The organism is Acidovorax sp. FJL06, assembly GCF_003852545.1.
Lineage (GTDB): Bacteria > Pseudomonadota > Gammaproteobacteria > Burkholderiales > Burkholderiaceae_C > Acidovorax.
Map to the genome: position 1 here is coordinate 160,250 of NZ_QAJR01000017.1, position 12,738 is coordinate 172,987.

At 64.2% G+C, this 12,738-nt stretch carries 14 protein-coding genes; 2 read left to right on the forward strand and 12 right to left on the reverse strand.

All coding sequences use genetic code 11. The annotated features are described in order from the left end of the window. Positions 1–210: 210 nt before the first annotated feature. The 12 genes from DBV10_RS10905 to DBV10_RS10965 all read right to left on the reverse strand — a co-directional run bounded on the left by DBV10_RS10905 (position 211) and on the right by DBV10_RS10965 (position 11,276). On the reverse strand, positions 211–1,680 hold the full coding sequence (locus DBV10_RS10905) for a Do family serine endopeptidase (protein WP_124513460.1): 1,470 nt from the start codon (positions 1,678–1,680) through the stop codon (positions 211–213). 163 nt (positions 1,681–1,843) lie between these two features. After that, positions 1,844–2,914, reverse strand: coding sequence for a MucB/RseB C-terminal domain-containing protein (locus tag DBV10_RS10910; RefSeq protein ID WP_124513462.1), 1,071 nt, complete (start codon positions 2,912–2,914; stop codon positions 1,844–1,846). A 42-nt stretch (positions 2,915–2,956) separates the two neighbouring features. Further along, entirely contained in the window at positions 2,957–3,622 is a 666-nt protein-coding gene (locus DBV10_RS10915) for a sigma-E factor negative regulatory protein (protein WP_124513464.1), read from the reverse strand. Positions 3,623–3,631: 9 nt separating this feature from the next. After that, entirely contained in the window at positions 3,632–4,258 is a 627-nt protein-coding gene (gene rpoE / locus DBV10_RS10920) for an RNA polymerase sigma factor RpoE (RefSeq protein WP_124513467.1), read from the reverse strand. A 644-nt stretch (positions 4,259–4,902) separates the two neighbouring features. Continuing rightward, on the reverse strand, positions 4,903–6,147 hold the full coding sequence (fabF, locus tag DBV10_RS10930) for a beta-ketoacyl-ACP synthase II (RefSeq protein WP_124513471.1): 1,245 nt from the start codon (positions 6,145–6,147) through the stop codon (positions 4,903–4,905). Between the two features lie 47 nt (positions 6,148–6,194). Beyond that, complete coding sequence (gene acpP, locus DBV10_RS10935) at positions 6,195–6,434, reverse strand: acyl carrier protein (protein ID WP_003058049.1); 240 nt, start codon at positions 6,432–6,434, stop codon at positions 6,195–6,197. A 103-nt stretch (positions 6,435–6,537) separates the two neighbouring features. Beyond that, positions 6,538–7,293 (reverse strand): 3-oxoacyl-ACP reductase FabG, encoded by a 756-nt coding sequence (gene fabG, locus DBV10_RS10940; RefSeq protein WP_124513473.1) that lies wholly within the window; start codon positions 7,291–7,293, stop codon positions 6,538–6,540. After that, on the reverse strand, positions 7,290–8,240 hold the full coding sequence (fabD, locus tag DBV10_RS10945) for an ACP S-malonyltransferase (RefSeq protein WP_124513475.1): 951 nt from the start codon (positions 8,238–8,240) through the stop codon (positions 7,290–7,292). The genes fabG and fabD overlap by 4 nt, the downstream gene beginning before the upstream one ends. 60 nt (positions 8,241–8,300) lie before the next feature. After that, positions 8,301–9,278 carry a beta-ketoacyl-ACP synthase III gene (locus DBV10_RS10950; protein WP_124513477.1) on the reverse strand — a complete coding sequence of 326 codons (978 nt, stop codon included), beginning with the start codon at positions 9,276–9,278 and terminating at the stop codon, positions 8,301–8,303. Further along, positions 9,278–10,330, reverse strand: a complete 1,053-nt coding sequence (gene plsX / locus DBV10_RS10955; protein WP_124513479.1) for a phosphate acyltransferase PlsX — start codon at positions 10,328–10,330, stop codon at positions 9,278–9,280. Before plsX ends, DBV10_RS10950 begins: the two co-directional genes overlap by 1 nt. Positions 10,331–10,434: 104 nt before the next feature. Next, entirely contained in the window at positions 10,435–10,617 is a 183-nt protein-coding gene (rpmF, locus tag DBV10_RS10960) for a 50S ribosomal protein L32 (protein WP_005794249.1), read from the reverse strand. Positions 10,618–10,727: 110 nt separating this feature from the next. Beyond that, positions 10,728–11,276: a DUF177 domain-containing protein gene (locus tag DBV10_RS10965; RefSeq protein ID WP_124513481.1), complete on the reverse strand. Its 549-nt coding sequence runs from the start codon at positions 11,274–11,276 to the stop codon at positions 10,728–10,730. Positions 11,277–11,301: 25 nt separating this feature from the next. Here DBV10_RS10965 and DBV10_RS10970 point away from each other — a divergent pair, with 25 nt between their 5' ends. Together DBV10_RS10970 and DBV10_RS10975 are read left to right on the forward strand one after the other, a co-directional pair. Next, positions 11,302–11,901 carry a Maf family nucleotide pyrophosphatase gene (locus DBV10_RS10970; RefSeq protein ID WP_124513483.1) on the forward strand — a complete coding sequence of 200 codons (600 nt, stop codon included), beginning with the start codon at positions 11,302–11,304 and terminating at the stop codon, positions 11,899–11,901. Next, positions 11,898–12,677: an SAM-dependent methyltransferase gene (locus DBV10_RS10975; RefSeq protein WP_124513485.1), complete on the forward strand. Its 780-nt coding sequence runs from the start codon at positions 11,898–11,900 to the stop codon at positions 12,675–12,677. The genes DBV10_RS10970 and DBV10_RS10975 overlap by 4 nt, the downstream gene beginning before the upstream one ends. The last annotated feature ends 61 nt before the right edge of the window (positions 12,678–12,738 follow it).

A 12,738-nucleotide genomic window follows, 5' to 3' on the forward strand; every position in this document is an offset into this window, starting at 1 on the left:
CAGTCAATATGCAGATAAGCGTTTAACGGAAGCCTCTATTCTATCGAATCCGGTGAATAGGCCTCCAAAAAGTTAGCAAAAGCTAACATCTAAAGCCCCCCAACGGGGCCAACGCAAAAATACAAAAAAAGAGCCACGCCTCCAAAGGCCCGCACCGAAACAAGGGGAATCCGCCGCTGCGCAGCCGCTTCCCCCGTCCCCCATGGCCCTTCAGCGGCCAGGGCGGATCAGGGCGTATTGCGCCCATTCGCCGCGCCGGTACAGCACATTGATGGACTTGCCCTTGTCTGCCCTGGACAGTACGGACTCGAACTCCTTCACACCCGCGACCTCGGTATTGGCAACAGACAGGATGATGTCCCCTTCGCGCAGACCCGCACGGGCCGCAGCCTCGGTGGCGGTGGCCACCAGCACCCCGCCCTTGACCTTGAGCTCCTTCTTCTGCGCGTCCGTCAGCTCCGTCACCGACAGCCCCAGCTGTTGTGCAGCCGCAGAGGCCTTGGGCTTCTCTTCACGCTCAGCCACCTTGGCGGTCGGCTTGTCCGGTTCGATTTCAGCAATGGTGATGCCCAAATCGCGCGAAGCACCTCGGCGGAACACGGTCACCGTGCTCTTGCTCCCGGGCTTGGTGTTGCCGACCAGACGTGGCAGATCCGCCACCTTCTCGATGGGCTTGCCATCAAAACGCGTGATGATGTCGCCGGCCTCCACACCGGCCTTGTCGGCAGGCGATCCGCCCTCCACACCGGTGACCAGGGCGCCCAGCGCCTTGCCCAGGCCAATGGACTCGGCCACATCTTTGGTAACCGCACCGATCTGCACGCCAATGCGCCCGCGCGTCACGCGCCCCGAGGCGCGCAGCTGCTCACTCACCCGCATGGCTTCATCCATGGGGATGGCAAACGAAATGCCCATGAAGCCGCCCGAGCGGGAATAGATCTGGCTGTTGATGCCCACCACCTCGCCGCGCATGTTGATGAGCGGGCCGCCCGAATTGCCGGGGTTGATGGCTACATCGGTCTGAATGAAAGGCAGGTAGTCGCCCGTGTCGCGCTGCTTGGCACTCACGATGCCCGCCGTGACGGTGTTCTCCAGCCCAAAGGGGGAGCCGATCGCCATCACCCATTCCCCCACGCGCAGGCGGCTTACGTCCCCCACCTTCACCGCAGGCAGGCCCGTGGCCTCGATCTTGACCACGGCCACATCCGTGCGCTTGTCCGCGCCGACGATCTTGGCCTTGAACTCGCGCTTGTCCGGCAACGTCACGATGACCTCGTCGGCCCCCTCCACCACATGGGCGTTGGTCATGACAAAACCATCTGCCGTCAGGATGAACCCGGACCCGACGCCGCGGGGCTGGGCTTCCTCTTCCTGCTGCGGCCTCTGGGGGCGCTGCTGGCGGGGCAGATTGGGAATGGGCACGCCAAACCGGCGAAAAAACTCCAGCATTTCCTCGTCTACGCCATTGGCGGCTGAACGAGCGGCTGCTTTTTCGACCGTGCGGATATTGACCACCGACGGCCCCACCTGGTCCACCAGCTCCGTGAAATCCGGCAAGCCCCGAACCACGGCCGCAGGCTGGGCCCACGCGGCCTGGGGTGCCGCCACTGCGCTGGCGACCCCGGCAAACATGCACGCCAGTGCCACAGAGCGCAGCTTATTTCCTTCGAACTTCGGCATCTTCGACCTTTCGTGAATTGTGCAAATGCTGTCCATCAACTTGGTGTCACTGTGAAGAGTGTGCCGCGAATTGGTTCCCCGCAGAGGCCCCGCTTTCATTGCGCATCGGCACCCGGACGAAGGTGGTGCGCCCCAAGCTCCCGGCCCCAGAACGCAAACGGGCTCAGCGCACGCGTTCCAGTTGGCCGGCAAAAAGGCGCAGCGTTTGCAACGGGACCTCGCCGACAACCGTGAGCCACGTGTCGGACGACACCCGCTGCGCCAGCAGCTGAGTCGCGCCCATGCCAGACACCTGGGGTTGCGCCGGGTGGCGCTGCGGGTCGAAGGGCTCCAGGAACAAAGACACCGAAGCCAGGCCATCGGAGTACAGGCACTGCAGCAGGCTTTGCGCATCGTCTGCGGCAGAGACCGCGCGCCGGTGGCAGCTCACGGGCACAAAGCCCGCCACCGGCTGCCGCAGCGCCCAGCCCTCGGCCTGGGCCGTCGTCTTCACCACGGCCGGGGCCACCACCTTATAGCCCGCCGTCGAATCCATCAACCGGGAGAGCTGCTCCACCCGCACCGGCGCATTCAAATCCAGCTCGGAAAAAGCAGCCTGCTCCAGCACCCGCCCGTCCAGGGCCAGGGTTTGCAACTTCACCACCAGCCCGGTATCACGCTCGACCCACAGGCGGTAGCCAAATCGCAGGGCGTCCAGGGGCTTGAACCACACCACATCGGACGCAAACCCTGCCACCCGCTCCTGCCCGATCAGGTGAGAGGTATAAAACTGGGCCATGGACGTGCCACTGACCACAGGCACGCGGGGGAACAGCCCAGCCGCATCGCGCCGGTCCGTGCGCACCACACGCGCTTGCGGCAAAAAGGTCCGCACCTCGTCGTTGCGCCGAAAAACAGTGCGCGGCGTGCCGCTCAGCGACTCCACCCGTTCCATCTGCTGGAGGCCGTCGCAAGCGTGCCAGATGCGTGAACTGGACATCGCTCCATTGGCAGACATCACCACGAACACCCCGGCATAGGACTTCCGGCAGGGCGCGCCATGCATGCGTTCAACCCACTGCGCCATATCCCGCTCGGCAGGGGCTGCCGCAACGACTTCGGCGGAAGGTGCCCCGCCAGGAGCCGCCGCCAGGGCCACCGAAGCCCCCAAGCCCCATGCAACCGCCATCCACCAGGACATCAGCCACCGATTGCGAAAAATTCCGACAGCGCCCAGCACTCCCAATGTGTTCATCACGCGATCTCAATGCCTGCTGCAGGCATCCCTATTCCATACTCAGCGGCCCGGGGTTTCAAACGTGGCATTGCGCAGGAAACCCGCCGGCATCTGCAGCGCCGACGTGCTGCCAAACTGCTTGTGGGCCGCCAGCAATTCATCGAGGCGGGGGTCCCGAAGCATGACCTGCTGCCCGTCGGCGTCAGCGACGGCCACCACGGGAGCCCCTTGGGCCGGGATGCTGCGTTCGGGCAGGGCAGCCAGCTGGGCGCCCGCTCCCGCAGGCCCCGCCCCTTGCAAGCTGGCCAGGGATGTCCAGCCGATTGCCGCCACGGCGGCCAGCGAAGCAAAGCCCGCCACCATCTTCCAGCGGAATACGGACGCATTGGCCGCCTCGGGCAGCCCGGCGGCCACCACGGCCACCGCGACCGGGACACGGGGGCGCTCAGGCAGTGCCTCCTCGGCCAGTTGTTCGCGCAAACGGGCCATGAACGCCGGATTGGCAGGCCGCGCCAGATCCGCAGAGCGCAGCACATCACCCACCAGGTGGTACAGCTGCCAGGTCTTGGCCCCGTCTTCGTCCTCGGATGCATAGGCGAAGGCCGCCTCCCGTTCGTCACCCTGGAGCTGGCCATCGGCCAGGGCAGACAACCGCTCCCGGGGGTCCATCCCATGGGCCACGGGGCCGCCCGCCAGTCCATTGATACCTGTTTCAGCCTTGTTCATTGCATCACCTCACCACCGTTTGCCCGACTGGTTCTCAAGCAGAGGACGCACCTTGGCCGAAATGGCCTCGCGCGCCCGGAATATCCGGGACCGCACCGTGCCGATGGGACACCCCATGGCCGCCGCGATCTCTTCGTAACTCAAGCCCTCGATCTCGCGCAGCGTTACCGCCTGGCGCAAGTCATCGGGCAATGCCTCCATGGCCGCATTCACCACCTGCGCAATCTCTTGGGCGGCCAGCACGGTCTCGGGGGTTTCGTCGCTGGTTAGTTCATGTCCGAGGCGGGAAGTTTCATCCTCATCCTCACTGCCCCGGAAGGCGTTCTCCGAAATGACCGGATTGCGCTTCATGTCCATCAGCGCCTTTTTGGCGGTATTGACGGCAATGCGGTACAGCCAGGTGTAGAACTGCGCCTCGCCACGGAACTGATGGAGCGCCCGGTAGGCCCGGATGAAGGTCTCCTGCGCGATGTCCTGGACAATGTCTGTGTCGCGCACCATGCGCCCTATCAAGCGCTCGATGCGCCGCTGGTACTTGATGACCAGCAACTCGTAGGCGCGCTGATCGCCCGCTACCGTGCGCTCCACCAAGTGGAGATCGCTGTCTTCGGAGGGGGAAGGCGAAATTACAGTCATGGATACTCAGGATTCACGCCCCGCAGCCGTGGCCGGGGCGTTTTCGTCAGCGTTGTCAGTGCCCGGTACGGCGCGCGAATATACCGCACGGCGCATGTCCAGCCAGCGCTCAGGCTGGCTCGCGCGCTCCAGCCAAAGCCAGGTGCGGCGATGCCCCAAGGGAGAGACACGCACCCAAAGATGGGCCTGCAAGTCGAGAAGGACTTCCGGCGGCGCAGAAAGTGCCCTGAATATTTTTTCAGGACCTTCCCCCTCCAGGGCCCAAGCCTGCCCATCCCAACGCAGGGCACCTACAAACTGCTGCCGCCAAAAATGCACCGCACCGACGGCAGCCGCCAGCCAAAGGCCGCCGGCCGTTGCCACAGGCCCCCAGGACAGCACGGCGCCTCCTGCAAGCCAAGCCGCCAGCACAGTAGCCCCCGCAAGCAGCCAACCCACCAGCACCACCCCCAGGGCCACGCTGCGCCCCAAGGGGTACAGCACCGCAGGCGCACGCCGTGTGAGCCGGATCATGACATCCAGGTCAGAGAAAAAGCGCGCCACACCACGCTACCCCCCTGCAGAACAAGGGGTGGGCATTTTGCGTGTGGGGCAAATGAGGTCCACGGGCACCCATGCCACGATGGGAAACGCAGTCTGCGGGGTCAGATGCGCTTGAAAACCAGCGTCCCGTTGGTACCGCCAAAACCAAAGTTGTTCTTGACGGCCACGTCGATCTTCATATCACGCGCCGTGTTGGCACAGTAGTCCAGATCGCACTCAGGGTCCTGGTTGAACAGGTTGATGGTGGGAGGCACCTTCTGTTCGTGCAGGGCCAGCACGGTGAAAACACTTTCAATCCCGCCAGCGCCACCGAGCAGATGACCCGTCATGGATTTGGTGGAACTGACAACGGTCTTGTAGGCATGTGCGCCCAAGGCCGCCTTGATGGCATTGGTTTCGTTGATGTCGCCCAATGGCGTGGACGTGCCGTGCGCATTCAGGTAGTCCACCTGGTCGGCATTGATGCCCGCATTGCGCAGGGCATTGAGCATGGCACGGCGGGGGCCGTCCATGTTGGGCGCCGTCATGTGGCCAGCATCGGCACTCATGCCAAAACCGCTGAGCTCGGCATAAATCTTGGCACCCCGGGCCTTGGCGTGTTCGTACTCTTCCAACACCATCACGCCAGCGCCTTCACCCAGCACAAAACCGTCGCGGTCCTTGTCCCAGGGCCGGGAGGCCGTTTGGGGGTCGTCATTGCGGGTGGACAGCGCGCGCATGGCGGCAAAGCCACCAATGCCCAGCGGTGACACCGTGGACTCCGTGCCACCGGCCACCACCACATCCGCATCGCCGTATTCGATCATGCGGCCCGCTTCTCCGATGCAGTGCAAGCCCGTTGTACAAGCGGTCACCACGGCCAGATTCGGTCCCTTGAAACCAAAGCGCATGGACACATGGCCAGCCACCATGTTGATGATGGACGCGGGCACAAAAAACGGCGTGATACGCCGCGGCCCACGGCTGGCCAGTTCCGCATGGGTGTTTTCGATCAGTGGGAGGCCGCCAATGCCAGAGCCGATTACGCAGGCAATGCGTGTGGCGAACTCTTCGCTGAGCGCCTCACCCGTAGGCAGGCCCGCATCCTGCACGGCCTGCGCAGCGGCGGCAATGCCGAAATGGATGAAAGCGTCCATCGCGCGCGCATCCTTGGCGCTGATGTACGACTCCAGGTCAAGACCTTTGACCTCGCCTGCGATCTTGCAGGCGAAGTTCGACGCATCGAACTTGGTGATGAGGTCAATGCCGGACTTTCCGGCAAGGAGGTTGGCCCAGGAATCGGCCACCGTGTTACCCACGGGGCTGACGCAACCCAGGCCGGTCACGACAACGCGACGACGGCTCATGCGTAAAAACCTTCTACTGATCGCTAGAGTCAGGCGCAGGGCGCCGCTCAGGCCTTCTGGTGGGTATTGGCGTAGTCGATGGCGTTTTGCACCGTGGTGATCTTCTCGGCGTCTTCGTCCGGGATCTCGATGCCGAATTCGTCTTCCAGAGCCATCACCAGTTCCACCGTGTCGAGCGAGTCGGCACCGAGGTCTGCCACGAAGGCCTTTTCATTGGTGACTTGGGACTCTTCCACACCGAGTTGTTCGGCAATGATTTTTTTGACGCGTGCTTCGATATCGCTCATGGTTTCCCTCTGGGGGTTGTGAATGAATCCGCGATTCTAGCCGCTTAAGGAGAATCCCCTTAGCAGCCCGCCGTCCGGATGAACCGGCGTTATCTTGTCTCAATTACATGTACATGCCGCCATTGACGTGCAACTCCTGCCCCGTCACATAGCCCGCCTCGCGCGAAGCCAGGTAGGCCACCGCGTGCGCGACGTCCGAAGGCTTGCCCATGTGGCCCAGCGGGATCTGCGCATTGAGCGCTTTTTGCTGGTCTTCGGGCAACACGGAGGTCATGTCGGTCTCGATGAAACCGGGCGCCACACAGTTCACGGTGATGCTGCGGCTGCCCAACTCACGGGCCAATGCGCGCGTCATGCCGGCCACGCCGGCCTTGGCCGCCGCATAGTTGACCTGGCCCGGATTGCCCGACGCCCCCACCACGCTGGTGATGCTGATGATGCGCCCAAAACGCTGCTTCATCATCGGGCGGATCGCAGCGCGGCTCACGCGGAACACGGCCTTGAGATTGGTGTCCAGTACCGCATCCCAGTCTTCGTCCTTCATGCGCATGGCCAGGGTGTCGCGGGTGATGCCCGCGTTGTTCACCACCACGTGCAGGCCGCCCTGCTGTTTGACGATGGCATCCATCAGCGCGTCAACAGCCGCTGCGTCGTTCACATTCAGATTGGCACCCCGGCAGCCGGGATAGGCCGACAGCGCCTGGCTGATGCGCCCAGCACCGTCGTCCGTAGTGGCCGTGCCCACCACCTGGTAGCCGCGCACAGCGAGCTCCAAGGCGATCGCTGCGCCAATGCCGCGCGATGCGCCGGTAACCAGCGCCACTTGCGCCGCCTGCGCAGCCGATGAAGATTCCGTCATGCCAACAACTCCTGGGTTTCGGCCAGCGTGGCCGGATCAAACAAGGCAGCGCCGACCAACTCCGGGTCAATGCGCTTGGTCAGGCCTGCCAGCACCTTGCCGGGGCCACATTCAACAAGATGGGTCACGCCGCGGCCTTTCAGCGCATGCACACACTCCACCCAGCGCACCGGACCGAAAGCCTGGCGGTAGAGCGCGTCACGAATGGCGTCGGCATCCTGCTGCACGGCCACATCCACGTTGTTGAGCACCGGGATCTGTGGCGCGGCCAGCGCCACATCGACCAAGGCCACCCGCAACTTCTCGGCAGCGGGCTTCATCAGGCTGGAGTGGAAAGGCGCCGATACCGGCAACAGCAACGCCCGCTTGGCACCTGCGGCCTTGAGCACCTCACAGGCCTTGTCCACGCCCGCCTTGGTCCCGGCGATCACGGTCTGGATCGGGTCGTTGAAATTGACAGCCTCGACCACCTCGGTAGTGCCGGGCCCAAACGATGCCAACGCCTCGCCACAACCGGCAATGACCTTGGAGGCATCCATGCCCAAGATGGCCGCCATGGCACCGGTGCCCACGGGCACCGCTTCCTGCATGGCCGCAGCGCGCAACCGCACCAGAGGAGCCGCCTGCGCCAGCGTCAGCACGCCCGCAGCCACCAGGGCCGAATACTCACCGAGCGAGTGCCCGGCCACGGCCACCGGAGCCGCACCGCCCTCGGCACGCCAGACACGCCAAGCGGCCACCCCGGCCACCAGCATCACGGGCTGGGTGTTGGTGGTCAGGGCCAGCGCCTCCTTGGGACCGTCCTTGATCAGAGCCGCTACATCTTCACCCAGGGCATCCGATGCCTCCTGCAGGGTCTGCACCACCACAGGGTGGTCGCCCCAACCGTCCAGCATGCCCACAGACTGCGAGCCCTGCCCCGGAAAGACAAATGCAAAAGACTTCATGAATAATCCAGAAATATGATTGAAATCAGCCTCTAGCGCCCATTGGCACAGCGCAAGCAGCTACAACTTCAGGAGCACAGCACCCCAGGTGAACCCACCGCCCACCCCTTCCAGCAGCAGCGTCTCGCCCTTCCGGACCTGGCCGGAGCGCACCGCATGGTCGAGTGCCAGCGGAATGGATGCCGCTGACGTATTGCCGTGCTGGTCCACGGTGACCACCACTTTGTCCATAGACAGCTTCAGCTTGCGGGCCGTGCCCTGCATGATGCGGATATTGGCCTGATGCGGAATCAGCCAGTCGATGTCCGCCTCGGTCAACCCGGCCTTGGCCAGCACCGCATGGGCGGCCTTTTCCAGGACCCCCACTGCCAGCTTGAAAACCGCCTGCCCATCCATCTTGAGGAGCGGGTCCCCCAGCACCTGGCCACCCGACACATTGCCCGGCACGCACAGAATGCCCACATGCTTGCCGTCGGCATGAAGATCGCTCGACAGGATGCCGGGCGTCTCCGACGCCTCCAGCACCACCGCGCCAGCGCCATCGCCAAACAACACGCAGGTGGTGCGGTCATTGAAGTCCAGGATGCGGCTGAAAACCTCTGCGCCAATCACCAGGGCGCGGTTGGCTGCCCCCGTTTGGATCATGGCATCTGCCACCGACAGGGCATAGACAAAACCGCTGCAGACCGCCTGCACATCGAACGCAGGGCAGCCATTGGCCCCCAGCTTGTTCTGCAAGATGCAAGCCGTGGAGGGGAACACCATGTCGGGCGTGGACGTGGCCACGATGATCAGATCGATGTCCGTCGGCAGCAACCCCGCAGCCTGCAAGGCATTGCGCGCGGCCTCCAGACCCAAATCGCTGCTGGCCACATCAGGGGCCGCAAAGTGGCGCGCCCGGATGCCGGTGCGCTCCACAATCCAATCATCAGAGGTTTCGATGCCGCGTTGGCCCAGTTCGGCCACCAGATCGGCGTTGGTCAGCCGGCGGGGGGGCAGGTAGCTGCCGGTGCCGGTAATGCGGGAGTAGCGTCTCATCAATGTGTCGTCGCCGCTGCGCCAGGCTGGGGCTGGGCGTCTGCAGGCACCAGAAGCGGTGTCGCATGCGCAATCCGGGTCCGGACACGGTCGAGCAGGTTGTTGCGGGCTGCATCATACGCCCGGTTCAAAGCCTGCTCGAAGGCCATGGCGTCGGCCGATCCGTGACTCTTGAACACCAGTCCACGCAGGCCCAGCAGCGCTGCGCCGTTGTATCGGCGGTAGTCCATGCGCTTCATGAGCGCTTTTAAGACCGGATAGGCAACGATCGCGGCCATTTTTGTGAAGATGTGGCGCGAGAACTCGGCTTTGAGCCCCCCGATGACCATCGAGGCCACACCTTCGCTGGCCTTGAGCGCCACATTGCCCACAAAACCGTCACACACCACGATGTCCACGGTGCCTTTGAAAATGTCATTGCCTTCGACATTGCCAAAGAAGTTCAAATCACCAGAACTGGCTGCAGATCGCAGCAATTCACCCGCTTTTTTGATGACTTCGCTGCCTTTGATGACCTCTTCACCAATGTTCAGCAAACCCACCGTGGGCTCGCCGCCTTCTTGAAGAACCGACACCAGGGCGGAACCCATCACGGCAAACTGCAGCAAGTGCTCGGCCGAGCAGTCCACATTGGCCCCCAGGTCCAGCACCGTGGTGGCCCCACCCGTCGCGTTGGGCAACTGGGTGGCAATGGCCGGACGGTCAATGCCGTCCAGTGTCTTGAGGAGATAACGGGCAATGGCCATCAAGGCGCCGGTATTGCCAGCAGAGACAGCCGCCGATGCCGCGCCATCCTTGACCTGCTGGATGGCCACGCGCATCGAAGAGTCCTTCTTCTTGCGCAAAGCCACCTCCACCGGGTCGTCCATGGCCACCACTTCGGAGGCGGGAACGATGGCGGCACGGTCGTGCGAGAACGATTGCAGGCTGCCAGGCAGGCCAACAAGCAGCAGGCGGGCGTCAGGGTGGTGTTCGAGAAACTGGCGGCACGCCGCGAGCGTGACGCGGGGGCCGTGGTCGCCCCCCATGCAGTCAACAGCCAGTGTGATCATGGGCGACTTGTCCGGCCAACGGCTGGGGCCGGAAGAAAAATACGACGGTCAAAACAAAGGCCCGCACTACGCAAAGTAGTTGCGGGCCTTGGTGGAGGCTGAAATCAGGCTTCAGACTTGTTCTTCAGCACCTGGCGGCCACGGTAGAAACCGTTGGGGCTGATGTGGTGGCGCAGGTGCGTTTCACCGGTGGTGGGTTCCACAGCAATGCCTGGCACGTTCAGGGCATTGTGCGAGCGGTGCATGCCGCGCTTGGAAGGGGACTTTTTGTTTTGCTGAACGGCCATGATGGCTCCTGATCTTGAGTAGGTTGGTAAAAACGCGATCAGCCCAAAAGACACGATGGGATTCGCGTGAAGCCCTCGATTATAACCCAAATGATTTTCGGGTCACCCAATCACCCCTTGTCATCCTTGCGCAATGCAGCGAGCGCGGCAAAGGGATTGGGTTTTTCGGCGTTTGCTTCTTCGAAATCGTCGTCGGACGAAGCCAGTGGCACAGCCGCAGGGCACTCGTCGTGCTTGGGCACCACGGGCAAGGCCATCAGCAGCTCATCCTCGATGAGTTCATGCAGGTCGAACTCGCGACTCAGGGCGAGCAGGTCTTCCTCGCTCTCATCGTCCAGCGCCTCGGCCGTGGCCTCGTCCGCCACAAAACGGAACGCACGGTCCACCTCCAGCGGCACGTCCACGGGGGCCATGCAGCGCTGGCATTCCATGGGGAAGCTTGCACGCACCTTGATGTGCAGCCACACCTGCCCCATGCCGCCCAGCGCGGTACGCACTTCGCCCACCGCCTCCCAGTCCACCAGGAGGTCGGGGTGCAGGCCCTTGGCCTCCTGGGCCAGGCGTTCGTACTTCAGCAGCGAGTCGTGGCCCGCCAGCCGTCCGCCCGCCTGTGCAAAGGCTTTCACGTCCAGGCGCTGCGGGGAGAATTCCTTGGTCATGGCGGCAGTGTAAGAGAATCGGCGCATGCATCAATCCCCCTCCCTGCAGCGCCCTCTGGTATTGGGCTCCACCTCGCGCTACCGGCGTGAATTGCTCGAGCGGCTGAACCTGCCTTTTGAGGTCGCAGCCCCGGATGTGGACGAGACCCCTCTGCCCGGCGAAGCCCCGCGTGCGCTGGCCCTGCGCCTGGCGCTGGCCAAGGCACGCGCCGTGGCGCAGCAGCATCCCGGGGCCGTGGTGATCGGCTCCGACCAGGTGGCCGACCTCGCCGGCATGCCCTTGGGCAAACCCGGCGAACACGAACGGGCCGTGCAGCAGCTGCGCCAGATGCGCGGCCAGACCGTGGTCTTCCAGACCGCCGTGGCCGTGGTGTGCGCCGCCACCGGCTTTGAGCAGGTGGACCTGGCCCCCGTGGAAGTGCGGTTCCGCGCCCTGTCCGACGAAGAAATCGAGCGCTACCTGCGCGCCGAACAACCCTACGACTGCGCCGGCAGCGCCAAGAGCGAAGGCCTGGGCATTGCGCTGCTGGACGCCATCCACAGCGACGACCCCACGGCCCTCATCGGCCTGCCGCTGATCCGCACCTGCCGCATGCTGCGCGCTGCGGGGCTGGTATTGCCATGAGCACCGCCCCCCTCGGCACGCTGTACCTGGTGCCCGCCCCGCTCGACTTTGGCTGCGACACCCAGGCGCCGCTGCAGGACACCCTGCCCGCCAGCACGCTGCAGACGGCCGCCCGCCTGACCCACTGGGTCTGCGAGAACGCCAAGAGCACGCGCGCCTATCTCAAGCGCATCGACGCCCTGCACCCCCTGGCCGCACCCCTGCAGCAACAGCAGATCACCGAACTGCCGCGCGAAGTTCACAAAAAAGGCGACCACGGCGACAAGGGCTCGGCCCCATTCGACGCCCGCCCGTTGCTGGCGGCTGCGCTGGCGGGCCACGACATCGGCCTGGTCAGCGAGGCCGGCATGCCCGCCGTGGCCGACCCCGGCTCGTCCGTGGTGCGTGCCGCGCACGACCTGGGCCTGCGCGTGGCGCCCCTGGTGGGCCCGGTGTCGCTGTTGCTCGCCCTGGCGGCCAGCGGCCTCAATGGGCAGAACTTCGCCTTTGTGGGCTACCTGCCGCAAGACGCACAGGAACGCACCCAGCGCATCAAGGAGCTGGAGGGCATCGCGCTGCGCACCGGCCAGACCCAGCTTTTCATCGAAACCCCGTACCGCAACGCAGCCCTGTGGCAAGCGCTGGTACAGACGCTGCAGCCCCACACCCGCCTGGCACTGGCAGGCGGGCTGACACTGCCGCAGGCCCATGTCCAGAGCCAGCCAGTGCGCCAATGGCGCCAGCAACCGGCACCGCCCGACAACCGCACGCCTTTCGTTTTTGCGCTGGGGCGCTGAGCGTGGCACATGCGCATGGAATAGCTATCTTTTTGATAGCTTCTACCGCTGACTGCGCGGG

What these genes read in the sequence shown, in the direction of transcription:
- DBV10_RS10950 (WP_124513477.1), bottom strand. Translation starts at nt 9,278, where the DNA reads ATGAGACGCTACTCCCGCATTACCGGCACCGGCAGCTACCTGCCCCCC.
- DBV10_RS10975 (WP_124513485.1), top strand. Translation starts at nt 11,898, where the DNA reads ATGAGCACCGCCCCCCTCGGCACGCTGTACCTGGTGCCCGCCCCGCTC.
- DBV10_RS10915 (WP_124513464.1), bottom strand. Translation starts at nt 3,622, where the DNA reads ATGAACAAGGCTGAAACAGGTATCAATGGACTGGCGGGCGGCCCCGTG.
- fabG (WP_124513473.1), bottom strand. Translation starts at nt 7,293, where the DNA reads ATGACGGAATCTTCATCGGCTGCGCAGGCGGCGCAAGTGGCGCTGGTT.
- fabD (WP_124513475.1), bottom strand. Translation starts at nt 8,240, where the DNA reads ATGAAGTCTTTTGCATTTGTCTTTCCGGGGCAGGGCTCGCAGTCTGTG.
- DBV10_RS10965 (WP_124513481.1), bottom strand. Translation starts at nt 11,276, where the DNA reads ATGACCAAGGAATTCTCCCCGCAGCGCCTGGACGTGAAAGCCTTTGCA.
- plsX (WP_124513479.1), bottom strand. Translation starts at nt 10,330, where the DNA reads ATGATCACACTGGCTGTTGACTGCATGGGGGGCGACCACGGCCCCCGC.
- DBV10_RS10910 (WP_124513462.1), bottom strand. Translation starts at nt 2,914, where the DNA reads ATGAACACATTGGGAGTGCTGGGCGCTGTCGGAATTTTTCGCAATCGG.
- DBV10_RS10905 (WP_124513460.1), bottom strand. Translation starts at nt 1,680, where the DNA reads ATGCCGAAGTTCGAAGGAAATAAGCTGCGCTCTGTGGCACTGGCGTGC.
- fabF (WP_124513471.1), bottom strand. Translation starts at nt 6,147, where the DNA reads ATGAGCCGTCGTCGCGTTGTCGTGACCGGCCTGGGTTGCGTCAGCCCC.
- rpoE (WP_124513467.1), bottom strand. Translation starts at nt 4,258, where the DNA reads ATGACTGTAATTTCGCCTTCCCCCTCCGAAGACAGCGATCTCCACTTG.
- rpmF (WP_005794249.1), bottom strand. Translation starts at nt 10,617, where the DNA reads ATGGCCGTTCAGCAAAACAAAAAGTCCCCTTCCAAGCGCGGCATGCAC.
- acpP (WP_003058049.1), bottom strand. Translation starts at nt 6,434, where the DNA reads ATGAGCGATATCGAAGCACGCGTCAAAAAAATCATTGCCGAACAACTC.
- DBV10_RS10970 (WP_124513483.1), top strand. Translation starts at nt 11,302, where the DNA reads ATGCATCAATCCCCCTCCCTGCAGCGCCCTCTGGTATTGGGCTCCACC.